Origin of the sequence: Paenibacillus agilis (assembly GCF_007786455.1) — a bacterium.
GTDB lineage: Bacteria > Bacillota > Bacilli > Paenibacillales > Paenibacillaceae > Paenibacillus_B > Paenibacillus_B agilis.
This window is the reverse complement of sequence record NZ_VNJK01000001.1, coordinates 1,283,273-1,304,582: the sequence shown is the minus strand read 5'-3', so window position 1 is coordinate 1,304,582 and position 21,310 is coordinate 1,283,273. Positions and strand designations below refer to the sequence as shown.

General features: G+C 43.5%; 22 protein-coding genes and 1 other RNA gene. 8 read left to right on the top strand and 15 right to left on the bottom strand.

Annotation, left to right across the window (positions count from 1 at the left end; translation table 11 throughout):
- Window positions 1-126 precede the first annotated feature (126 nt).
- A complete protein-coding gene (gene cimA, locus FPZ44_RS05720) occupies window positions 127-1,740 on the top strand; it encodes a citramalate synthase (protein ID WP_144988199.1) in 1,614 nt (537 codons plus the stop codon).
- Window positions 1,741-1,796: 56 nt separating this feature from the next.
- Here the strand turns inward: cimA and FPZ44_RS05715 are convergent, their stop codons facing one another.
- Window positions 1,797-2,357 (bottom strand): TlpA family protein disulfide reductase, encoded by a 561-nt coding sequence (locus FPZ44_RS05715; protein ID WP_261378218.1) that lies wholly within the window; start codon window positions 2,355-2,357, stop codon window positions 1,797-1,799.
- 187 nt (window positions 2,358-2,544) lie between these two features.
- The gene (locus FPZ44_RS05710) at window positions 2,545-3,897 is read right to left on the bottom strand and encodes a lytic polysaccharide monooxygenase (RefSeq protein ID WP_144991703.1); all 1,353 of its coding nucleotides are present in this window, start codon (window positions 3,895-3,897) and stop codon (window positions 2,545-2,547) included.
- 750 nt (window positions 3,898-4,647) lie between these two features.
- Between FPZ44_RS05710 and FPZ44_RS05705 the strand changes: the two genes are divergently transcribed.
- The gene (locus FPZ44_RS05705; protein ID WP_144988197.1) at window positions 4,648-5,079 is read left to right on the top strand and encodes a M67 family metallopeptidase; all 432 of its coding nucleotides are present in this window, start codon (window positions 4,648-4,650) and stop codon (window positions 5,077-5,079) included.
- A 17-nt stretch (window positions 5,080-5,096) separates the two neighbouring features.
- Here FPZ44_RS05705 and FPZ44_RS05700 read toward each other — a convergent pair whose 3' ends face one another.
- The 3 genes from FPZ44_RS05700 to FPZ44_RS05690 are packed head-to-tail and all read right to left on the bottom strand — an operon-like array spanning window position 5,097 to window position 8,494.
- Entirely contained in the window at window positions 5,097-5,918 is an 822-nt protein-coding gene (locus FPZ44_RS05700; protein WP_144988195.1) for an exonuclease domain-containing protein, read from the bottom strand.
- Entirely contained in the window at window positions 5,911-7,059 is a 1,149-nt protein-coding gene (locus FPZ44_RS05695) for a DUF294 nucleotidyltransferase-like domain-containing protein (protein WP_144988193.1), read from the bottom strand. Before FPZ44_RS05695 ends, FPZ44_RS05700 begins: the two co-directional genes overlap by 8 nt.
- A 4-nt stretch (window positions 7,060-7,063) precedes the next feature.
- Window positions 7,064-8,494, bottom strand: coding sequence for an ammonium transporter (locus FPZ44_RS05690; RefSeq protein ID WP_144991702.1), 1,431 nt, complete (start codon window positions 8,492-8,494; stop codon window positions 7,064-7,066).
- 239 nt (window positions 8,495-8,733) lie between these two features.
- Here FPZ44_RS05690 and FPZ44_RS05685 point away from each other — a divergent pair, with 239 nt between their 5' ends.
- Both FPZ44_RS05685 and FPZ44_RS05680 read left to right on the top strand, forming a co-directional pair.
- Window positions 8,734-9,183, top strand: a complete 450-nt coding sequence (locus tag FPZ44_RS05685) for a MerR family transcriptional regulator (protein ID WP_261378217.1) — start codon at window positions 8,734-8,736, stop codon at window positions 9,181-9,183.
- 32 nt (window positions 9,184-9,215) lie between these two features.
- Complete coding sequence (locus FPZ44_RS05680; RefSeq protein ID WP_144988191.1) at window positions 9,216-9,896, top strand: zinc metallopeptidase; 681 nt, start codon at window positions 9,216-9,218, stop codon at window positions 9,894-9,896.
- 90 nt (window positions 9,897-9,986) lie between these two features.
- On the opposite strand, the gene FPZ44_RS05675 is transcribed toward FPZ44_RS05680, so the two are convergent.
- Together FPZ44_RS05675 and FPZ44_RS05670 are read right to left on the bottom strand one after the other, a co-directional pair.
- A complete protein-coding gene (locus tag FPZ44_RS05675) occupies window positions 9,987-10,880 on the bottom strand; it encodes a LysR family transcriptional regulator (protein WP_144988189.1) in 894 nt (297 codons plus the stop codon).
- 32 nt (window positions 10,881-10,912) lie between these two features.
- Window positions 10,913-11,509: a rhomboid family intramembrane serine protease gene (locus FPZ44_RS05670; RefSeq protein WP_144988187.1), complete on the bottom strand. Its 597-nt coding sequence runs from the start codon at window positions 11,507-11,509 to the stop codon at window positions 10,913-10,915.
- Window positions 11,510-11,657: 148 nt separating this feature from the next.
- Between FPZ44_RS05670 and tpx the strand changes: the two genes are divergently transcribed.
- Window positions 11,658-12,176 carry a thiol peroxidase gene (tpx, locus tag FPZ44_RS05665; RefSeq protein ID WP_144988185.1) on the top strand — a complete coding sequence of 173 codons (519 nt, stop codon included), beginning with the start codon at window positions 11,658-11,660 and terminating at the stop codon, window positions 12,174-12,176.
- Between the two features lie 73 nt (window positions 12,177-12,249).
- Here tpx and FPZ44_RS05660 read toward each other — a convergent pair whose 3' ends face one another.
- From FPZ44_RS05660 to FPZ44_RS05650, 3 genes are all read right to left on the bottom strand, one after another.
- A complete protein-coding gene (locus FPZ44_RS05660; RefSeq protein ID WP_028596288.1) occupies window positions 12,250-12,642 on the bottom strand; it encodes a DUF1499 domain-containing protein in 393 nt (130 codons plus the stop codon).
- A gap of 196 nt (window positions 12,643-12,838) precedes the next feature.
- Window positions 12,839-13,024: non-coding RNA, 6S RNA (gene ssrS / locus FPZ44_RS05655), on the bottom strand.
- A gap of 105 nt (window positions 13,025-13,129) precedes the next feature.
- Window positions 13,130-13,852, bottom strand: coding sequence for a YesL family protein (locus tag FPZ44_RS05650; RefSeq protein ID WP_144988183.1), 723 nt, complete (start codon window positions 13,850-13,852; stop codon window positions 13,130-13,132).
- Between the two features lie 165 nt (window positions 13,853-14,017).
- Between FPZ44_RS05650 and FPZ44_RS05645 the strand changes: the two genes are divergently transcribed.
- Window positions 14,018-14,146: a sporulation protein YjcZ gene (locus FPZ44_RS05645; protein WP_144988181.1), complete on the top strand. Its 129-nt coding sequence runs from the start codon at window positions 14,018-14,020 to the stop codon at window positions 14,144-14,146.
- 116 nt (window positions 14,147-14,262) lie between these two features.
- Here the strand turns inward: FPZ44_RS05645 and FPZ44_RS05640 are convergent, their stop codons facing one another.
- Together FPZ44_RS05640 and cshA are read right to left on the bottom strand one after the other, a co-directional pair.
- Window positions 14,263-14,853: a C40 family peptidase gene (locus FPZ44_RS05640; protein WP_186785927.1), complete on the bottom strand. Its 591-nt coding sequence runs from the start codon at window positions 14,851-14,853 to the stop codon at window positions 14,263-14,265.
- 207 nt (window positions 14,854-15,060) lie between these two features.
- Window positions 15,061-16,719, bottom strand: coding sequence for a degradosome RNA helicase CshA (gene cshA / locus FPZ44_RS05635; protein ID WP_144988179.1), 1,659 nt, complete (start codon window positions 16,717-16,719; stop codon window positions 15,061-15,063).
- A 261-nt stretch (window positions 16,720-16,980) separates the two neighbouring features.
- Here cshA and FPZ44_RS05630 point away from each other — a divergent pair, with 261 nt between their 5' ends.
- On the top strand, window positions 16,981-17,808 hold the full coding sequence (locus FPZ44_RS05630) for a YitT family protein (protein WP_261378216.1): 828 nt from the start codon (window positions 16,981-16,983) through the stop codon (window positions 17,806-17,808).
- A 229-nt stretch (window positions 17,809-18,037) separates the two neighbouring features.
- Window positions 18,038-18,652 carry a class I SAM-dependent methyltransferase gene (locus tag FPZ44_RS05625; RefSeq protein WP_144988177.1) on the top strand — a complete coding sequence of 205 codons (615 nt, stop codon included), beginning with the start codon at window positions 18,038-18,040 and terminating at the stop codon, window positions 18,650-18,652.
- A 79-nt stretch (window positions 18,653-18,731) separates the two neighbouring features.
- Here the strand turns inward: FPZ44_RS05625 and pfkA are convergent, their stop codons facing one another.
- From pfkA to FPZ44_RS05610, 3 genes are all read right to left on the bottom strand, one after another.
- Window positions 18,732-19,703, bottom strand: a complete 972-nt coding sequence (pfkA, locus tag FPZ44_RS05620) for a 6-phosphofructokinase (protein ID WP_144991699.1) — start codon at window positions 19,701-19,703, stop codon at window positions 18,732-18,734.
- 24 nt (window positions 19,704-19,727) lie between these two features.
- Window positions 19,728-20,753 (bottom strand): tetraprenyl-beta-curcumene synthase family protein, encoded by a 1,026-nt coding sequence (locus FPZ44_RS05615; protein WP_144991698.1) that lies wholly within the window; start codon window positions 20,751-20,753, stop codon window positions 19,728-19,730.
- Window positions 20,754-20,897: 144 nt separating this feature from the next.
- The gene (locus FPZ44_RS05610) at window positions 20,898-21,215 is read right to left on the bottom strand and encodes a hypothetical protein (protein ID WP_144988175.1); all 318 of its coding nucleotides are present in this window, start codon (window positions 21,213-21,215) and stop codon (window positions 20,898-20,900) included.
- Between the last annotated feature and the right edge of the window lie 95 nt (window positions 21,216-21,310).

The window sequence follows — 21,310 nt, the reverse complement described above, 5'->3', positions numbered from 1 at the left end:
ATTGTTCTCTAGGGCATTAATCGGGTGACGCAGGAAATTACTGCTATACAAATACAAACGCAATGCTATAATTAGAAAAAAAATAATACCAGATTCATCCTGAAACGATCTGGAGGAGGAACTATCATGAAAAAGTCGATTGCAATATTCGATACGACCTTACGTGACGGTACACAAGGAGAAGGCATTAGTCTATCAGCTGAAGACAAATTTAAGATCGCCAGGCGACTCGATTCCCTTGGCGTTCATTATATTGAAGGCGGCATTCCGGGCTCCAACAGCAAAGATATCGAATTTTTCAGAAGAATCAAATCCTACACTTGGAACGCACGCTTTGTCGCATTTGGAAGCACGCGACGCAAAGATTCAATTGCCGATCAAGATGCGAATTTGAATCGCATTATCGAAGCCCAAGTTCCTGCAGCAACACTCGTCGGTAAGGCATGGGACTTCCACGTGCATACCGCCCTGCAAACCTCATTGGAGGAAAACTTGGCGATGATTGCCGACTCTATTGCATACTTGAAACAGCATCAATTAGAAGTGATGCTTGATGCCGAGCATTTCTTCGATGGCTTTAAGCACAACAGTGAATACGCCTTACAAGTGCTTCGTACAGCTGCAAATGCTGGAGCTGATTGGGTTGTTCTATGCGATACGAATGGCGGAACGCTCCCTCATGAGATTCATCAGATCGTAAGCGCTGCTATAGAAGGCACTCAAGTGAAGATAGGCATCCATACGCACAACGATTGTGAATTAGCAGTTGCAAACAGCTTGGCTGCCGTGCAAGCAGGCGCACTCCAAGTACAAGGCACAATGAATGGCTACGGAGAACGCTGCGGAAATGCAAACCTATGTTCGATTATACCAAATCTTCAGCTAAAACTCGACTATAACTGCATCGCCGACGATCAGCTTCAACAACTGACTTCAGTTGCGCGTTACGTAAGCGAAATCGCTAACGTTAATATGCCTGTTAATCAGCCATACGTCGGAAATGCATCTTTCGCTCATAAAGGCGGCATACATGTCTCTGCTATTCTAAAAGATTCGCGCACATATGAGCATATCCAACCAGAGCTAGTCGGCAATAAGCAGCGTGTACTCGTCTCTGAGCTTGCAGGTCAGAGCAACGTATTGTCTAAGGCGCAGCAGCTTGGCTACGAATTGGACGCCGGCAAGCCTGCGACGAAAGCAATCATCGAACGTATCAAGCAATTGGAGCATGAAGGCTATCAATTCGAAGGAGCCGATGCTTCATTAGAGCTGATGCTGCGACAAGCGATTAGCAATGAACAAGAACCATTCCAATTTGAATCATTCAAAATATTAGTAGAAAAATCCAAAAATCGACCTGTTGTATCCGAGGCAATCGTGAAGATTAATATCGATAACGAGTCGATTTATATGGCTGCTGAAGGCAACGGCCCTGTCAATGCGTTGGACAATGCCCTTCGCAAAGCATTATCACGCCATTATCCAGGCATTGAGGATATGCATCTAACCGATTACAAGGTTCGCGTACTAGATGAAAGCGACACGACTGCCGCCAAAGTCCGTGTACTTATTGAGTCAACAGACTTCGAACATACGTGGAGTACCGTTGGTGTTTCCCAGAACGTAATTGAAGCAAGCTGGGAAGCCCTTGTGGACAGTATCCGTTACGCTCTTTATGGCAAGGAGAAAAAGCTTCAGACCAATGAGCGCAAGGAAAGTCTCGGCATCGTGAATCATTAAAATATAAATGCCCCGAACAGCTTGTCTCTAAGATGTTCAGGGCATTTTGTATATACCTATTTCTCATCCAACAGCTCTTGAATGTCAGCTTCAATCTGGCTTGCTGGACGGAGTCCAATATAAAGTTTCCGTATGGTACCGCTTTTGTCTATAAGCAAATTCGTTGGAAAAGCCATACCGTTATAGGCACCAAACACACTGCCATCCAAATCCATCAATATCGGGTTAATTAGCCCATATTCATCGACGAATGCTTGGGCATCCTTCTTACTATCTGTAGATGTCACATTAACTGCATACATATCGAGCTGACTTTGATACTTCGCATATATTTTTACGAGATCAGGAGCTTCCAACTTGCAAGGGCCGCACCATGATGCCCAAAAGTTAATCAACACAGGTCGTTCCCTTTCTCCACCTACTCGATACGTTTGCGTGCCATCGATCGATTTCAATTCGAATGCCGGCGCCTGATAATTTACAAGCGGAGCTACTTTTGAATTCCGTACTGCAGCAGATGTTTCACGTTCTAAGCCTGCTGATTTTGTATTTAACCAAATGCCTGTTGCGCCTAAAAGAAGCACCAAAGCTAGTATGATTGTACTTTTTCTCATCATCCGCAATGCCCTTTCTGGTAACCGTATTCTTATTATTGTACCCTTTTTTCTCCAAAGATACAAAAAATACGAGCAGGTTCCTCCCAGCATACACCATACAAAAATAACGACAGAAAGACCTCACCAAATCTTGTGAGGTCTTTCTAGCTTCAATCACCGAACAGCTAGTCTAGCAATGACACCTAGTTTATGGAACGAGCTTCCACAGCGCTGGTACAGAAGTCGGCTCCCAACCTAGTAATGAAGTGTGCGGTTGACGACACTCGTAGGTCGCTCCATTGTAGGAAACCAATTGACCAACTGTATAAGCTGTATTGGCTGCCCAAGGCGTAGCTGCAGGAGGCTGAGACGTTGTAGCTGAGATAGAATTGCTGGCTGGCGATTGGTTGTTCGCGCCATCCACAGCATATACGGTAAAAGTATACGAAGTAGCTGCTGCCAATCCCGTAACCGTATAGCTAGTTGTACTGCCTGATACGGTAGCTACAAGATTTGAGCCATTATACACTTTATATCCTGTAACCCCAACATTGTCTGTCGAAGCAGACCACATGAGTGGCACCGAATTAGATGTCGGCGAGCCCATCACATGTAGATTGCTTGGTGCTGTAGGCGGAGCTACATCTACAATAGCTGGATTAGTTGTGGCTGCGATAGAACCGCTAGGCACTGAAGAGTTGCCCGCTCCATCTACAGCAACGACTGAGAACGTGTAACTTGTATTCGGCGTTAAGCCTGAAACCGTATAGCTCGTATTGGAACTAGAAATGCTTGCCACCAATGAGCTTCCGTTGTAAATCTTGTATTGGCTGACGCCTACATTATCTGTAGCCGCATTCCATGACAGAGAAACTGAATTAGAAGTTTTTCCTGTCACAGCTAGTGAGGAAGGCACTGTCGGTGGAGTTGTGTCGCTAGATCCTCCGCCGAAATTCGCGTCAATGACATTGTAGAATGCATTAGGCGTATCATGGACGGTCCATACCGCCAAAATAACATGGTAGCCTGTCCGCTGCGGTACATTACAAGTATCCGAATAATTAAATGGCGGTCGTGCACCACCGGTGTTGACAGAACAGAAAGGCGTCAAATCGAATTGAGCACGAGACAACGGCGCATTCGGATCCCAATTCGGCTTCGTAATAAAGTACTCCCATTTTGTTGTTGCATGTGCTGCTGTTAATTTCCAGTTAAACGTTACGGTACCACTCGACATATTCACCTTTGTCCAGCGCGTCGAAGATTGCGCGTTCAACTGATCAAATCCACCAAGACCAGCACTTGCCAACTTGCCGTCCGCCGGACCAGCAGCTGGGAATCCTTTTGGTCCTTCCAAACTTTGTGGCTCATACACAATTGGCCCACAATTCGTATTTTGACCCGTTTTACACAAATAGCCCCTGCTAGCAGGCCCTTCGATATAACCGTGAGCGAAAGCTTTGTCAGACATAAGCAGTACCAAAATTACTGTGAGAATAGCGGTCATTCCTACTAGCAGCCACTTGGAACCCAACATGCGCAGGTTGAACCTTTGATCCATCATCAACAGCCTCCTTTAATTTTTGGACTTGTCTTAGCCATGACTGAACGCTGGTAAACGCTCACCCCTCCTTTTAGAGAAATTTATATAAACGCAAATAAGCGTCTATATCGTGTGTTGTATATCGCTCACATATCGGAATATGGAATTTTAATGTAGGAGTTGTAGGAACTTTATAACACTTGGAGAAATAGATTTACAAAGCTAAACCATGCTAAACAATGTGAGTTAAAGCATGCTGCTTCAAAAAAATATGTGGGATATCTGTGAAAATGCAGTATTTAAATGATAGGCAGATTATTATTGGAGAACGAACCTTGTAGGTCGAATAAGTGGAGTGAGAAAAATCACTGGGTTATACTGGGTGTGATCACATACTAGCACATTTCCCTCTCAAATGACAACGCTTTCTTTTTTGAGAAATACAATATTTAAAGTTTCTTCATCATGAAATTGATTCCATAGATCTAGCAATGATTGCAGGTACTGTCAATCGTTTTCTTACTCCGCTGTAACAGATTCATTCCACTAACGTTCGCCATTGAGGCTATGCACACCTTCATCTGCTAAGGTAGCTTCCTATATTATTTAGCTGCGAATCTCACTTCATTAGGTGTAAAATTGATTATTAGACATAAAAAGGCGCTCCCAAGCCTTCCATTGAGATACGCCCCTTCTATGAATAATCGTAATAAATCAGCTATAATTTATATATATACACATTGAAAAGCAGGAGAGCGCTAAAACACAATGACAAATACACATAACATTCAAGCCAACCCGTTACCTATAGGCACGCTATCTATTATGCCGTCTGCTATTCAATCCATGCTGGAGCATTTGCGCATAAACTATCCTAATGAAGCATGTGGAATATTGCTACGTGATAAACACCTAAGACCGCATGCTTTTCACATTTTCGAGCCTATTCCAAATACGGATCAGCATCCACAACATCGTTTTCATCTTGATCCATCCATATACATCCCACTGTTATTCCGTTATCCAGAGACACAGTGGGAACGCATACTCGTACATTCGCATCCTCATACCCCAGCCACAATTAGCCTCGAGGACAAGCTGGGATGGAGGGACACGCAAGCAATATGGGCAGGATGGCTAGTTGTTTCGTTCCAATCTGGATTGGATAAACCATCGTTTAGCTATTACACGCACTTCTAAACTACTAAACTGAAATACTAGTATTGGCTTAAATACATATACATTTCCCTTAACGTCGTCACCCTTCTTTTTTCAGCTTGTTCAACAAAATGCAGCCATAGCTCAGCCGTCGCTCGCGCATCCCATAGAGCATGATGGCGCTGCTCTACATTGATGCCAATATGCTGCAGAAGCATATCTAAATCGCTGGACCTAAGCTGCGGATAGAGCCATCGAGCAATCATCATCGTATCCAACATACGATGGCGCCACGGAATTTTAAAATATCGCCACAAGGCTGTACGCAAGAACGCTTTGTCATGCGCGCTTGCATGCGCAATGACGATTCGCTCTCCTACGTAATCCATAAACTTCGTCAACCCTTCTGACACAGGAATCGCTTGAGCAGCCTCTTCTGAAGTTATATTCAATAATCGCTCCGTTGCAGCAGGTATCCGTATGCCCGGATTAACAATTTGATAAAAATGTGCGTCTTCTCCTTCACCCCATTTCTTCCCTTGCAGACGCCAAGCCCCAAAGGATACAATTTCATCTGCATGCGGTTCAAATCCTGTCATCTCCAGATCGATCACGACAACAGGAAGCTCCTTCAATGGAATATCAAGCACATGTAGACGTTGTATACTGCCATCGGATTCAAGTTTCAATCTTTCTTTTTGACGAGCACGCTCGTACGCTTTTTTAGCCCCTTCCGTCTTCAGATTGGAAGATGCCAGACCTGACATCCACGACTCAGAACTGGAAGGTGCGCGCTTCGGTTCAGCACCTGCGTTTTTAGGCTGTAACCGATCCAGCCGCTTCCACCAACTTCGACGTAAGTTATCTTCTCCTTCAACCACGCTCGCACCTCCTATTCAATACTTTTGACCACTTCTCTATACTTTGCGAACTTCTACGCAAGGCCAGCTTCTGTAATTCATGCAATTGTTCGGGATCAATCATCCCCGTTCCATTACACATGCCATCTTGAACCTCTGTCCCACACATCCATCTAATTGCCAGCACATCATCCCAGTATGCATACAATTTTCTAATCGTCTGTCGTTCCTCGCTATCTGACCACGTAGATAAAATACCTTCCATACGCTCCTTCGTAGATAATGAATGAGCAGCATCATCCACGATCCACGAGGTTGTTCGAACAAGCTGCACAATAGGTACGTATATCCGATATTTAATGTCAACTTGACCGACATAAGGATGTGTTCGTTCCTTTATTAATTGTCCAAATGCATTATGAGCCAGCTTACGATGCTGCTGATTGCGCACCAATGCCGTATGAGAAACCGCAGTAGAGTCAGAACAATCTCTCAGTTTCCTTATATATTGTCTCCACTCTGCTTCTAAATGAGCTGCTCCATAAACAGTTCTCATATCAAGCGCAATCGAAAAATATCGAATATGTTCCCAATCAGCCATCCGAATCCATTGTTCTGCTTTCATCTTCCATTCATCAAGCGAACCTCGCCACATCACTTCACTTGCCAGCACTTTCCCGCTGCACGGTGTAAATCCAATCTCCCTTAGCACATTTACCATGCAGCTTCCCCAAACACTGAAATACTGCTCCACTGCAATTCGCTGTGATTCATTCTCAACAGGCTGCCATAGGAGACCATGATCCTGATCACTCCAAGGAAGCATCTCCTTGCGCCCTCCACTCCCAAATAAGACGAAAGCATACGGAACAGGAGGTGGACCATAGCCGCTATTTATGAGTTGCCTTTCTACATATAAAGCAACTTCCCCAAAAAGCGCATCATAACAGGCGGTTACAATTTGATAACGCACACCTATAGATAGAGGAAAATCAGGCAAATCAAAATCGGACTCGACTCCAGACAGCCATTGCATTCGGAGCTGCTTCCATCCTTTTAATTTTGCATCAAATGAATCCTCATACCTATTTATCACTTGTAAATAACGCATCCACTGCTCTAAATAGGCGGAGCAACTGTTATTTCCTATAGGATGATTCACGCAATCAACTCACCCCTTCATGACGATCCACTTTTGAAGCTGAAGATAGCTGTTCATGTTGATGCAGCACTTTCATTTGTTCTGGATAACCGTAAACGCCATGTTCGCTCATATCCAATCCAACAAGCTCTTCTTCTTCCGAAACTCTTAGCCCAATCGTTATTTTTAGTACAAAGAAAATAGCAAAGGACAAAATAGCAACGAATACAAACACACCCATAATTCCTATCGTTTGTACAACGAGCTGTTCCCAGCCCCCGCCGTATAATAAACCTGCTTTACCAACTCCAACTTTCTCTACTAACGCAGGAGCTGCAAAGAACCCTGTCGATAGCGCTCCCCAAATTCCAGCTACACCGTGTACTGAAAACGCATATACCGGATCATCAATTCCAAGACGTTCGATCCATTGAGCTGTGAAAAAGGTAATAATACCTGCTACTGCACCAATGACTAACGCTGCCCACGGCTCAACAAATGCACATGCCCCCGTAATCGCAACAAGCGCTGCCAGCACTCCATTCAGCATGCTTGGAATATCAGCCTTCCCCCACACCAACCAAGACACTATCAATGCAGCAACTGCACCTGCCGCCGCTGCCAGCTGTGTTGTCATCGCAATATAGCCAAAAAATCCATCATTAACTGCGCCAAGTGTACTACCTGGATTAAAACCAAACCATCCTACCCATAATAGCAATACACCGAGTACAGACAGCACTTGATTATGGCCAGGTATAATGGTCGGCTTACCTTCAGCATTAAATTTTCCAAGACGAGGTTTCAACATAATCGTTGCAATTAAAGCCGCTGTCGCACCTTGCATATGAACAACTGCCGAGCCCGCAAAATCCTGCATGCCTAATGCATGCAACCAACCGCCGCCCCACACCCAGTGAGCAGCTACAGGGTAAATGAAAATAGTAAAGAGAAAACCAAACCATACATATACACTTAGCTTTGCACGTTCTGCAAAACCTCCGCATGCTATGGCAAGCGAAATCGCTGCAAATGCAAGTTGGAATAAAAACTTAATCGTTATCGGAACTTGTGAGAAATCAAGGGAGCTGAACAGCGCTGCCGCTGTTGATTCATTACCGTCGAAGAAGAAACCTGTTGTACCGAAGAAACCATTCGATTCACCGAAGCCAAATCCAAAGCCGAACATCCAAAATGCAATTGCACATATGCCAAATGTTAAAATTGTCTTACCCGCAACATGCCCTGCATTTTTCATCCGAGACGATCCTGCTTCTAACAGCGCGAAGCCTGCTTGCATCATAATAACAAGTACCGCTGCAATTAAAATCCAAACTGCATCAAGGGCTTGATGTACTTGAGCCGTAGTTACCTCATCAGCAGCATAAGCTAACGATGAAATCCCCATAAATAAACTTAACATTATAGCCACACTTACTAACAACTTGCCATACATAGACCTTAAATAACTAAACACGATGAAACACTCCCCTTTTATGTTATATTTTCTAACACAATAAATGATTAATGATGACATTATAAGCTTGCGAGGTAAGTTTTGACAATCATTTATTCAAAAATAAATTAAAAAATGAGTTCTCGAGTGATTTTAATGTCATATTATCTAACATTATGGTTTAACCAAATGTTTGACTGCACTGTTCAAAATGCAGTAAAATAAGAAGAAGAATTGAGGTGAGAACCGATGGGGATAATCAACTGTTGCGTATCGGAGAATTAGCTCGTTTAGCTTCGGTCAATCAGCGAACGATTGATTATTATACTTCACTTGGCCTCATCGAGCCTACGAAGCGAACCGATACGAATTATCGTCTCTACCATATGGAAACGATAGAACGACTACAACGAATTATTCAGATGAAACAAGAGAAATATACCCTTGATGAAATCAAAGAGTATTTCTCACAACTTCAGCAAGTTTCGATTGATGAGCAGCTTGTCAAACGTTTGACTGATTTGCAAGTCCATTTGCAGCAGGTCGAGCGCGAAGCAAAAGAACTCCAACCAATATTAGACAAGCTGAAACCAACTCAGGCGAAGTCTTTGTTCCAGCGCATCGCCCCACAAAGCGCAGCCTGCATTGATGTGTTAATTGCCCTCGCGGACAAACAACACATGCTTTAAAACAGCATAAACCAGCCCGGGAGGTAATCATCATGTTCTTTCACCCAATGGATTTTCTAATCCTAATCGCCTTCGGTATTAGCATATGGGCACAATTCCGAGTCAAAGGTACGTTCAACCAATTTGCTAATGTACAAGCTTCCAGCGGATTGACTGGCTATGAAGCAGCAAGACGCTTGCTTGATGCACAAGGCTTGTACGATGTTCCTGTCGAACCAGTCAGAGGACATTTATCAGATCATTACGATCCGATTCAAAAAGTTGTACGCCTATCAGAGCCCGTTTACTATGAACGCTCTATCTCAGCTTTGTCTGTTGCCTGTCACGAAGTTGGACATGCTATTCAAGATCAGGAATCTTACGCTATGCTAAGATTGCGCCATCGTATGTTCCCGCTTGTGAATATTTCCTCAGGTGTTGCACCATTTTTGCTGATTGGCGGTTTTCTATTCCAAGCGTCTGGACTTATTCTGCTGGGGATCATCTTCTTCTCAGCTGCAGTCGCATTCCAACTCGTAACATTACCTGTAGAGTTTAATGCGAGCAGCCGTGCTAGAGATCTGATGATTTCAGAAGGATTCATCAGAAATGATGAAGAGCAGGGAGTTAGCAAAGTATTAAACGCAGCAGCGTTAACGTATGTAGCAGCAGCCCTAATATCCTTGCTGGAACTGATCAAGTACATTATGATCTTCCGCAGCCAAGATAATTAACACAACCTTAATTCGATGAGCTAATTACAATGACAAAAGCCCCGTACGCATAAGCGCACGGGGCTTTTTGGAGCCGATTCCTATTCTAAATTAAGATTGCACATTAAAGTATTCAAGCAAAAAGCGATGGAACGTCTGCGCCACCAATGGCAGCTTCTCGTCTTTGCGACGGATAAGCCCGATCGTCCTTGTCACTTGCGGCTTATTAACCTTAACACAGACTGGTTGCAGCTCAGATGTATGACGCAAAGCCATATCAGGCAACAAGCTCACTCCCATACCCGCTGCTACGAGCCCACGAATCGTATCCGTCTCTTCCCCTTCAAAACCGATTCTTGGCGTGAATCCCGCTTCAATACATGCGTCCCACACAATTGGACGAAGCGAATAACCAGGACTAAAGAGAACGAATGTATCATCCTTCAATTGAGCCAAATCAATCTCTTCCTCATTTGCCAGCGCATGATTAGGAGGCAAAATTGCCGACAGCCTCTCCGTAAGTATGACTTCCCCAGTCACATGCTCTGACGCCTCAGGGAACGGCGAAATAAACGCCAAATCAACTTCCGCACGCACCAAATCACGAATGAGGGAAGGGTACATTCCTTGTTTAAAGCGAAACTTCACATTCGGATGCGTTTTGCGGAAAGCAGCTACAACCGAAGGGATTAAATGAACACCCAAGCTATGCGGAAATCCAATTCGAATCTCCCCCAACTCAGGATTAATAAATTCCTGGACTTCCTGTACAGATCGATCTAGCTCTTTCAAAATGGCTTCCGCACGCTTCATAAATAACTGCCCAACAGGAGTTAAATGAAGATTTCTTCCCTTCTGCAAAAAAAGCTTAACTCCAAGCTCTTCCTCTAGCTGGTGAATCTGCCTGCTCACCGCAGATTGAGCCACATGCAGCTCCTCCGCTGCTTGTGTGACATGTTCTTTTTGCGCTACTTTGACAAAGTAGTGCAACTGCCTAAGTTCCACAGTCCATCAACGCTCCGTTCTTCACATTTATCCTATCGTATACGCCGCAGCAACCAAAATAGAACGAAGCCCGCAGCCAAACCTCCAAAATGAGCATATTGATTAATACTGTCAATGAGGAACGTTTGAAGTATGCCAATGACTAGAATAACACCAAGCGTCTTCTGCGTAGCGAAATCCATTGCTTGTTTGTAGAACAAACCAACAAATAAATAAGCTCCAAACAAACCATAAATCGCACCCGAAGCCCCCACTGACAATGTGCCCCATTCATTACCCCAGTTACTTACGACATTTCCAACAAATCCACTCGCAATATACAGCACCGCATACGGAAGATGCCCCATCGCACGCTCCAAGGGAGGAGCAAATACAAACAACGTAAACATGTTAAACAGAAGATGCTCAAAGTTTGCATGCAGAAACATTGAAGCAAACATGCGCCATGTATCATTTATAAACAGATCCACCTTAAGCATTGCCCCGAAACGGAGCATCGTTTCCAGATCATCCGTACCGCCGTTCACGACGACCAAAATATACATAATAATATTCGCTGCAAGCAACAAACTCGTCACTTTGTAAAACTTTAAATAACTTCGCCAATCTTCATTTCGTTCAAAAATCATTATTACCCTTCCTTCCTTTACCCACCCTTACCTTTCTCAACCGAAGCTCATTTTCATTCCATACGAAGATTGGACACACCCTATCCTTTACGCTTATAATGAAATGGATTTACTATCCCGTTTCACCAATTTGAAGGAGGATCTACATATGACTACAGAACGCACAGGCGTTGCAACTCTAAAAGGAAATCCAATCACACTTATCGGACCAGAACTCAAAGTAGGAGATCAAGCCCCTGATTTCAACCTTAACCGTTCATTGGTCGAATTCGCAAGCCTTAAGGACTTCGAAGGTAAAGTAAAGCTTATCAGCGTTGTTCCATCCATTGACACAGGCGTGTGCGATACACAAACTCGCCGCTTCAATGAAGCAGCAGCTGAGCTGGGTGACAACGTAGTTGTACTCACAGTAAGTGCTGACCTTCCATTTGCACAAGCTCGTTGGTGTGGAGCTGCTGGTGTAGATAAAGTAGTTATGCTATCCGATTACAAAGAACTTAGCTTCGGTAAAGCATATGGCGTTCTTATCAAAGAATTCCACCTAGATATGCGTTCCATCTTCGTTCTAGATGCATCCAACACCATTCAACATGTTGAATACTTGGCTGAAATGAGCGAGCATCCTGACTACGAGAAAGCATTAGAAGCGGTTCGCGGTTTACTATAAACCACATTCTGTGCTGCTATGTGCAAAAAGCGAGGGAAGAATGTATTTACATTCTTCTCTCGCTTTGTTCTATTCAGCCTCTTATTACATAAGAAGACAATTTCTTATCAAACACATCGAATAATTCCATTACAACCCGATAGTTCGACCCTAAGTCCCCCATGCCACCCCGAGAAGCAGAGTACACATCAACAGCAGTCTTCGATGGACCAACAGATATCAGGGAGACGGTAATATCCATGGCTCGTCCAGTCATCGTTCGTTTCTCTAATGTAATTTCCCCTACTGAAGGCACCTCATGCAGCACTTTGTAGCCTTGCATTTTTTTTAAGGTAGAAGTAACCTCTGCCCATGTTTTTTCTTTGGAAAGTTGATAATAGTGCGTCTTTAACTTGGGATCTTTAGCTCGGTCACTGCTCGATTCAAAGCTTCGAAACAGACCAGCGAGTGTGCGCTTGAATGACAACAGCGTGTTCCTCCTTTACTCTACTACCCTTTGCTTATATACTCATCTCTAGTTTAGCATTGTTGTTCGCTAACTGGAAAGGCTAAATGTCGAAAAGTCTTGCAGTATTCATCGAATCCTACACAAACGAGTGTTGAATGGAACAAAAAAAGCCTTCAAGCGAATTCTCATTCACCTTGAAGGCATTGTTATTTCAGTTATACCCGCAATTGCCGTTCGGCTTTAATGTTTCTGAACCTGCTCTGGCAGGTGGGTGTCCTCACAGACGAATTTGACTACTTACGCAAAAGGAAAGCCTGTCAGCAACGCCTAGATATCGAACTCCCGTGAAACAAACATTGGTTCAAAACAACGAAAACCGTGACGTACATTGCAGGATATAAACTCATTATAGTGAATCCATTAGACAAAAGCAATTCATAATCGGGATAAGTAAACATTTTACACAATCTTTATAGAAACAACCTAACATGCTTCCATTCGAATCCTAACTTTCTGCTGCTTCTCGGGCCTCCACTGCTTGCTGAAGCTTCTGATAAGTGAGGTAAAAGTTAAAGAACGATAGATAAGCAATCAATGAACCCGCCCCGAAGATGATGATCACTGGATATTTCAATCCCATAAACAAGATGGCAACGCTCACAATTCCAGATACAACCACACGGATCGGACGGAAAATCGTCATAAATATGCTATTCTTAATTACCTGCAAAGTAGTCGCGTGGTAATGAGCAATAATCGAGAAAAAGTTAAATAGTGACGCAAGAAACACAACTAACATAGCCAATACCATAATTCCAAGCACCTGCATGGATTGCATCTCTGTCATGTATATCGTATAACCTGCATACATAATGACAGCTAAAACGGTATAAAAAATACCACCAAGCATCGCTTGTTTGTAGTTGGCCTTGTATGAGCTAAAAAATGTCTTAAGCAGTTTCGCATCTACATCCCCCATCACCCACTTGCGAGTAACAGAGAACATTGCTGCCGTTGCTGGAAATAACGTAAATGGAGCCAAAATCCCCATTAACCATTTCATCTGCAACACTTCATTCATAAAATTACTGTTGGCCATAATGAGCATCATTACAAAACAAAAGAAAAAAGGAGCCGAACACAGCAACCATAAAATGTTCGTCACCGAGATTCGCATAATCCATTCGCTAATGCGATACAACCCACCCATAATCCCTCTAGTTTCCAACCACAATTCCTCCTCCATGCTGCCTCTATAATGTAACTATAATACAAAGCCCACCCTTAGACCAGTGCCTAATTTCTCTCGAGTGGGTGAATATCCATGCCAAGTGCGATAGCCTGCATAGTATATACAGTGATTCAAAACAAGAGTCTTGAAGGAGGTAATACAATGGGTCAACTCGGATACGGCGGCGGTTATGGTGGATGCGGTGGCGGTTACGGATTCGGTACTGGAATAGGTTGCATTTTGGTACTCTTTATCCTACTCGTCATCATCTCCCGTGCCATCTGCTTCTAAGGAAACGGCGCCCTTCCAACAAGCAAGGAGAGGAACTCCCTCTCCTATGCTTTCACCGGCAGCTGCTTGCGCTTAATCCAGTTCGAGCATAATCTATTGGCGCACAAACCATTAACTTACGACACACGTGTATTCCACAGAGTTTGAGCATAGGGCAAAGGGCGATCTGCTGCGAGCATTCTCAGATCGCCCTTGTACTCTAGCTTCAATCTCGAACATTTTCGAAAGTCATCAGGGGTAATCCATTCTGCAGCTTGTTCAAACAAGTCAATTCCCGCATATGTAAATAACTCTGCAACGAACTGCGAGCAAAAATAAGCTTGATTCCGTTCAATCCGTACTTTAAGCGCAATCCCGAACAGTCCTAACAAGTTATATTTGTAGCTATCTTTGCGCTTATCAACATATCGTATTCGCTGGCGTATGATTTCGTACTGCTCTTCACTTACTTCGCAGCTGTACAACGCCCCAAGTGTAGGACGAAAAGGCGATCTAATAAGATCACCTTCAAGGTTTTCCTTCACAAATCCTCCTGTTAAAGGATGCATCCCCCTCGTGCGACCAAAGCTATATATTTCTTGCAACTCTTCATCCAGTACAATAGAGCAATGATTCAACGGCTTATCTGTATACCATTTAATACATTGAGATAGCCACGAACCTGTATCGGAAAGTAGTACATATACTTTTCTATTTTTAATGTTCATGTGATTAAATCCACCCATCATTCAATTATGTCGTTACTTACATTTTAGATACGAAGATGAGTTTCCACTATGAACCAGAGACGTATATAAAACCCCGACTTAGGTTGAGGTATATTCTAGTTTTTATAGCATTTTTACAGAAAAAGGGACTCCTCCCAAGCAGCTATTAACTGCTTGGGAGGAAGTCCCTTATTACATTTCCTATTCTTATTCGCTATCTGTTGAGCGAGTACGGTTGCCTTCGTACGGACGACGCGGACGACGATCTTGGCGCTCACCGCCACGATCATTGTTCTCACGACGTTGACCGCCGTTGCCACCATTGTTACCACGATACTCACCGCGCTCGCCACCACGAGAATCACGGTTACCGCGGTATCCACCACCGCCGCCGCCTTCACGACGACGATCTCCACCACCAGTACCACCTTCACGACGACGATCTCCACCGCCGCCTTCACGGTTACCATAAGAACGGCCACGGCCGCCATATGGCGCGGACAATTTACGACCGCTTGTGCGTACATCCGGTTTGCGACGCTTCGCACGGATAGGATCTTCTGGTGTAAGTTGAATATTAACATCTTTCTTCTCACCAGTCAGAAGCTTGAACGCTGCAGACAGAAGGTGAACAGAATCCGTTTGATCCAACAATTGAATTGCAATCGCTTTGTACTCTTGAAGATCGCCAGCTTGCAATACATCAAGTAGACGCTCAGCAACAACACGTTGTTTACCTTCGATCGCTTCAGCCAAGCTTGGAATTGGCTTGCGTGCAATACGATGGCGTGTTACGCGTTCAATAAAGTGCAAGTGATCAATCTCACGCGGAGTAACGAACGACCAAGCACTTCCTTCTTTACCAGCACGTCCTGTACGACCGATACGGTGTACATAAGACTCTGGATCTTGCGGAAGGTCAAAGTTAATTACATGCGTTACACCAGATACATCAAGTCCACGTGCAGCAACGTCAGTTGCTACAAGCACATCGATACTGCCATCGCGGAATTTACGCATAACATTATCGCGCTGATTCTGGGACAAGTCACCATGTAGACCATCAGCAGTATAGCCGCGCTTCTGCAATGCTTCTGCCAACTCATCTACACGACGCTTTGTACGTCCAAATACGATTGCAAGGTCAGGAGACTCCATATCCAACAAGCGGCTAAGTGCATCGAACTTCGAGCGCTCAGGAATTTCCATATAGCATTGCTCAATAAGCGGAGCACTAACTTGCTTCGGCATTACGGATACATGCTCTGGGTTCTTCAAGAACGTGTTTGCCAACTTCTGAATGTTAGGAGGCATTGTTGCAGAGAACAACATTGTTTGACGCTCATCTGGAACTTGGCTAAGAATGCTAGTGATGTCTTCCATGAAGCCCATATCCAACATTTCATCCGCTTCATCCAATACGACTGTAGTCACATCAGAGAGACGAATTGTCTTACGATTAATATGATCAAGCAAACGACCTGGTGTACCGATAATAATATGTGGGCGTTTTTTCATTGCACGGATCTGACGACCGATATCTTGGCCACCGTAAATCGGCAAAGAACGAACTCCTTTAAAACGAGAAAGCTTTCCGATCTCTTCTGCTACTTGAATAGCTAGCTCACGTGTCGGTGTCATAACAAGCGCAACTACTCGCTCATCTTCAACGTCGATTTTAGAAATTAGCGGGATACCGAAAGCGGCCGTCTTACCCGTACCTGTTTGAGCTTGTCCAATCATGTCGCTCCCCGTCATCGCTACAGGAATCGCTTTTTCTTGAATTGGTGTTGATTCTTCAAATCCTAACTCTGTAATTGCTTGAAGAACCTTAGGATCTAAACCAAATTCTGCAAATGTCTTCAAAATATTCATGCTCCTTCGTTGTGGACAATCCACAGCCTTATCTGTATTCTTAAGTAGCGTGACTAGGTGACGAATGGCACTTCAGGCCGACCGTCTCATCATATACAATGCGGTGAGGCTTACGCCCTCCAGCCGCGTATGGGTCTGAGGTTAAATCAATCTTTATGCGTACTCAAGAATATCCTATACATTATAGCATAAAGCTAACGATGAATACCAGTAATGTAGTCACGATTTATTATTTTATGAGGTGAGCTCGTCTTGAAACGCATCATGGATTGCATCGTCATCATAATAGGTGCCGCATGCATAGCAGTCGGATTTAATTTATTCCTCATCCCCCACCAGTTGTTGAGCGGTGGTGTGTCCGGTGTATCGATGATCACAAGCTACTTTACACAATGGAATGTAAGCGTGCTTTACTTCGCACTCAACTTACCACTCATCGTGTGGGGCTGGTTTATTATCGGCCGTCGATTTATTAGTTATAGTTTGTTGAGTGTTGTTGCTACTACCTGGTTCATTAGTATCATACCCGAAATTTCAATATCACCTGAGCCTTTGCTCTGTGCAGTTTTTGGAGGCACATTTATAGGTATAGGCGCTGGAATTTCGTTACGGGTTGGAGGCTCTTCAGGGGGCTTTGACATTGTTGGATCTATTATTAATCGTTATCGAGATGTACCAATCGGCATGATATCTGCAGCAATGAACGCAATTGTCATATTGACTCATGGCTTATTGACTAATGATTGGGAGCTAGTGCTTTACTCAATGGTCTCGATTTATTCGACGGGTAAAGTTATCGACACCCTATACATTAACCATTACAAAGTAACCGTATATATCATTACAAGTAAACAGGAGCAGCTGTTAGAAAAACTGCTGAATTTACCACACGGGATTACAGTCATTAAGACAAAAGGCGCCTTCTCCAACATCGAGCGCGATATGCTTATGACGGTCACTACTCGATATGAGCTGAACGAGCTAAAACGAGCAATACAGGAAACGGATCCTAAAGCCTTTGTGAACATCGTAGAAACGGTTGGCATTATGGGGAACTTCCGTCGTCCTAAACCATTATAAACAACAGATAGGAACTCCCTAATCATCTGGCATATGACTAGGAAGTTCCTTTTTTACATCCACTTTGTGAAATGTTTGATTATTACTACTTAACATGGTAATATCTACATCAGCTTACTTTATTCCCCGTAACAACACTCTATAGGTTACCACCCAGCTCTGCTATCTGTATTTTCATTCCCAATAATGATTTTATTTCAACTTCATTTGCACAAGGAGGAAGATAACAATGGATAACACGACGACAAAAGATTATCTTGATAGTGATCAAGAGGTTTGGGATCAAGAGTATAAGAACAAGACATGGGATTATTTAGCTGATATCACCGAATTTTCAAGATATTCGATTGTTTATGGGTACATAAGAAGGTATTTAGGATCAAACGGAATATTGGATATGGGCTGTGGCACGGGGATTTTGTACGATTCACTGCTCGATAGCGAGAAAAAAGGCTTTACAGGTGTTGATTTGTCCACAGAAGCCATTAAGATAGCATCGCAAAAAGCTCCATCGAATACGTTTCAAGTTGGCAACATTATGGACTATACACCTCAGAAGCAATATGACATCATCGTGTTCAATGAATCCTTGCACTACGTAACAAACACGACAAAAGTCCTATTAAACTACTCAAATCACCTAACTTCAAACGGAGTAATCATTTCTTCTTTGTATTCTCATAAAAACACCAATGACCCAGCGTATACGATCATAGAGAATAAAATTGCTGAGATGGAGAATTCACCCGACTTCGAAGTGCTTGATAAAGTCAGCTTGTTTAACCATCAAGCAGGACTGAAATGGTATATTCATCTTATGAAAAGAATAGATGTAAAGAGCTAATTTAATAGCAAACAAAAGTAAACCCGTCAGCCTACACTGACGGGTTGTTGTTTATATATCTAAAATATAATGATTTCCATTATTGAGAAAGACGGCAAGACAAGTCATAAAGTTCTTGATTGAATTCTTTCTTCGTGTTAACAACGAGGTCGATATCAGTTGCAACACATTCTCCTTTGATGACTCCACAACCTTTACCGGAGTCACCTTCCATAAGTCTGCGGACAGCGAAATCACCAAGACGGCTCGCAAGAATACGATCATTAGCCGTAGGTGTTCCACCACGTTGAATGTGCCCAAGAACTGTTACGCGCGGCTCAATCGAAGGACAACGCTCAACGATGCCGTTAGCAATGTCATCGCCTTTACCTACACCTTCAGCTACAAGGATGATACTGTGGCGTTTGCCATTTTCAAAGTTTTGTTTCATGCGATCTGCCACTTCATCCAAGTTGAATGGCACTTCAGGAAGCAGGATAGATTCCGCACCACTCGCAACACCAGCATACAATGCGATGTCTCCGCAATGACGGCCCATTACTTCAACAACAGAAGAACGTTCGTGAGAACTCATCGTATCACGAAGTTTGTTAACTGCATCTACAACGATGCTTACTGCTGTATCAAAGCCAATTGTATAGTCTGTAAAGGAAATGTCGTTATCAATTGTACCTGGCAGACCCATCGTTTTAATGCCAAGCTTGCTTAGTTTATTTGCGCCTTGGTAAGAACCATCTCCACCGATAACGATTAGACCGTCGATGCCGAATTCGCGCAAAATTTCTGCGCCCTTTTGCTGACCTTCAGCTGTTCTGAACTCTTGACAGCGAGCAGATTGAAGAATGGTACCACCGCGTTGGATGATGTCACCTACGCTGCGGATATCCATCTTGCGCAAGTCTTTATTAAGCAATCCGTGGTAACCACGTTGAATGCCGTATACCTCTATTCCATGATAAATGGCAGTGCGAACAACAGCACGTACAGCCGCGTTCATCCCTTGAGAATCTCCACCACTTGTTAATACAGCAATTCTTTTTACAGCAGACATCATTTCTTCCTCCTCTTATCCTCATTACATATGTTTACGAATCCAGCGGCTATTTATCCAGAAAAATAATCTCATAATTGGACTACCTTTCATTAACCTTTTGGAAACATCTAAAACTTCTCTCTGTTCTGCTACTTTAGGATCTGACAAGTACAATGCCAGCAATCCCTCTACAATCATTCGATGAAAACGATTGTCCGACAGATGGCTCACTCGTTCACAAGAACGATCTGCAAAGTACCCAATACGCTGAAACATCATTTCGTCATTTTCGTAGTAATGACAGAAATTCAAATCCCCGCCAATTCGATCTTCTTCTTGATCAATGAAGTAATCGAGCAATATATGAAGACCGCATACATATGGAAAATACGCAGCGCTAACATCTTGAGCTTCTTGAAGTGTACAATCCTTGCATGAGGCTAACACAAACAATTGGAACATACCTAGTGTGGATCCCGTAGCTGCTGCGAATTCGTTCCAAGAAAGGTCAGGATAGCGGGCTTGATGTAACTGCCACCATTCCAACAACGCTTTTTCGCGCTTCGACCATTCAATATGCTTATAGATTTGCAGTTCTGTGTACAGTTTCACAAGAGGTACCAGCTCTGACCTTACTTGACTGTATCCAGGAAGCTTAGCGATGCAGGCGCGGCAACGATTCACAAGTGATACTAAATAACCACCGTCATCGTTATCCTCTCGCTCCGCATAATAATCCGTCAAATTTCGTTCTGGCTGCACGGCATCCAACATGGACTCATGCAATAACCGGAAATCTTCTGGATCAAGCGAAGTGCTGCGATCACATAGATTATCCAAGTAGTCACTAATCGTTTGAAAAGCAACAATTAATGGAATAAGTACATCTCGCGTATCAGGACACACTGCTGCGTACACAGCTCCGCCTTGACAATGGAACTGCTTCGTCCGCAAACTATCTAACGCTTGTTTGCGTAACTCCTGACTCGGAATTTGCTCAGCTTGGCTTGTCCAATAAGATAGCTCAGACCGAACCTCTGGCAATATGTATTTATATACACGGTACATTAATTGCACAGACCCTTTGGGGGCTGCTGTTCTAAGCCTTTTACTATCCAAAACAAGCCTCCGATCTCACCTTGTTAGAGTTGTATTCTCATTTTAACCGATACTATTATATTACGAAGTGATTGAATGCACAAACAATATCAGCTACTGGTGTAATTTGGCATCTACATCTTGCTGCGTCCGGTACCAAATATGAAGGTCATTAATGGCACTCGCAAGTTCAGATATTTCACTATTTAGTCTGCATGACTCTTCAAAACAATCCTCTTCATAGAGTGCTTGCTGCTTTAGAATAATGACACGTTCTAGATCAAAAATACGATCAGGTATACGGCCACGAATGATTTCCCACTGCATAAGCAGATTATTCTGCTCTTGAGCGCTTAATTGTTCCCATTCGCAAAGCAGCACCGGCGTATGAATTTGTAAACGTTCATCCCAATCGAATCGATATCTTTTCATACGCACTCCCTTCTCCACCTATCTTTGCCTAGATTCGACACCAGTCTACATCCTTCTATCTTCTCTATGGTAATGTACCACTTCTCATAAGTGCC

What these genes read in the sequence shown, in the direction of transcription:
- tpx (WP_144988185.1), top strand. Translation starts at nt 11,658, where the DNA reads ATGACTACAGAACGCACAGGCGTTGCAACTCTAAAAGGAAATCCAATC.
- FPZ44_RS05670 (WP_144988187.1), bottom strand. Translation starts at nt 11,509, where the DNA reads ATGATTTTTGAACGAAATGAAGATTGGCGAAGTTATTTAAAGTTTTAC.
- FPZ44_RS05625 (WP_144988177.1), top strand. Translation starts at nt 18,038, where the DNA reads ATGGATAACACGACGACAAAAGATTATCTTGATAGTGATCAAGAGGTT.
- FPZ44_RS05645 (WP_144988181.1), top strand. Translation starts at nt 14,018, where the DNA reads ATGGGTCAACTCGGATACGGCGGCGGTTATGGTGGATGCGGTGGCGGT.
- FPZ44_RS05680 (WP_144988191.1), top strand. Translation starts at nt 9,216, where the DNA reads ATGTTCTTTCACCCAATGGATTTTCTAATCCTAATCGCCTTCGGTATT.
- FPZ44_RS05710 (WP_144991703.1), bottom strand. Translation starts at nt 3,897, where the DNA reads ATGGATCAAAGGTTCAACCTGCGCATGTTGGGTTCCAAGTGGCTGCTA.
- cimA (WP_144988199.1), top strand. Translation starts at nt 127, where the DNA reads ATGAAAAAGTCGATTGCAATATTCGATACGACCTTACGTGACGGTACA.
- FPZ44_RS05615 (WP_144991698.1), bottom strand. Translation starts at nt 20,753, where the DNA reads ATGTACCGTGTATATAAATACATATTGCCAGAGGTTCGGTCTGAGCTA.
- pfkA (WP_144991699.1), bottom strand. Translation starts at nt 19,703, where the DNA reads ATGTCTGCTGTAAAAAGAATTGCTGTATTAACAAGTGGTGGAGATTCT.
- FPZ44_RS05690 (WP_144991702.1), bottom strand. Translation starts at nt 8,494, where the DNA reads ATGTATGGCAAGTTGTTAGTAAGTGTGGCTATAATGTTAAGTTTATTT.
- FPZ44_RS05610 (WP_144988175.1), bottom strand. Translation starts at nt 21,215, where the DNA reads ATGAAAAGATATCGATTCGATTGGGATGAACGTTTACAAATTCATACG.
- FPZ44_RS05715 (WP_261378218.1), bottom strand. Translation starts at nt 2,357, where the DNA reads ATGATGAGAAAAAGTACAATCATACTAGCTTTGGTGCTTCTTTTAGGC.
- FPZ44_RS05705 (WP_144988197.1), top strand. Translation starts at nt 4,648, where the DNA reads ATGACAAATACACATAACATTCAAGCCAACCCGTTACCTATAGGCACG.
- FPZ44_RS05640 (WP_186785927.1), bottom strand. Translation starts at nt 14,853, where the DNA reads ATGAACATTAAAAATAGAAAAGTATATGTACTACTTTCCGATACAGGT.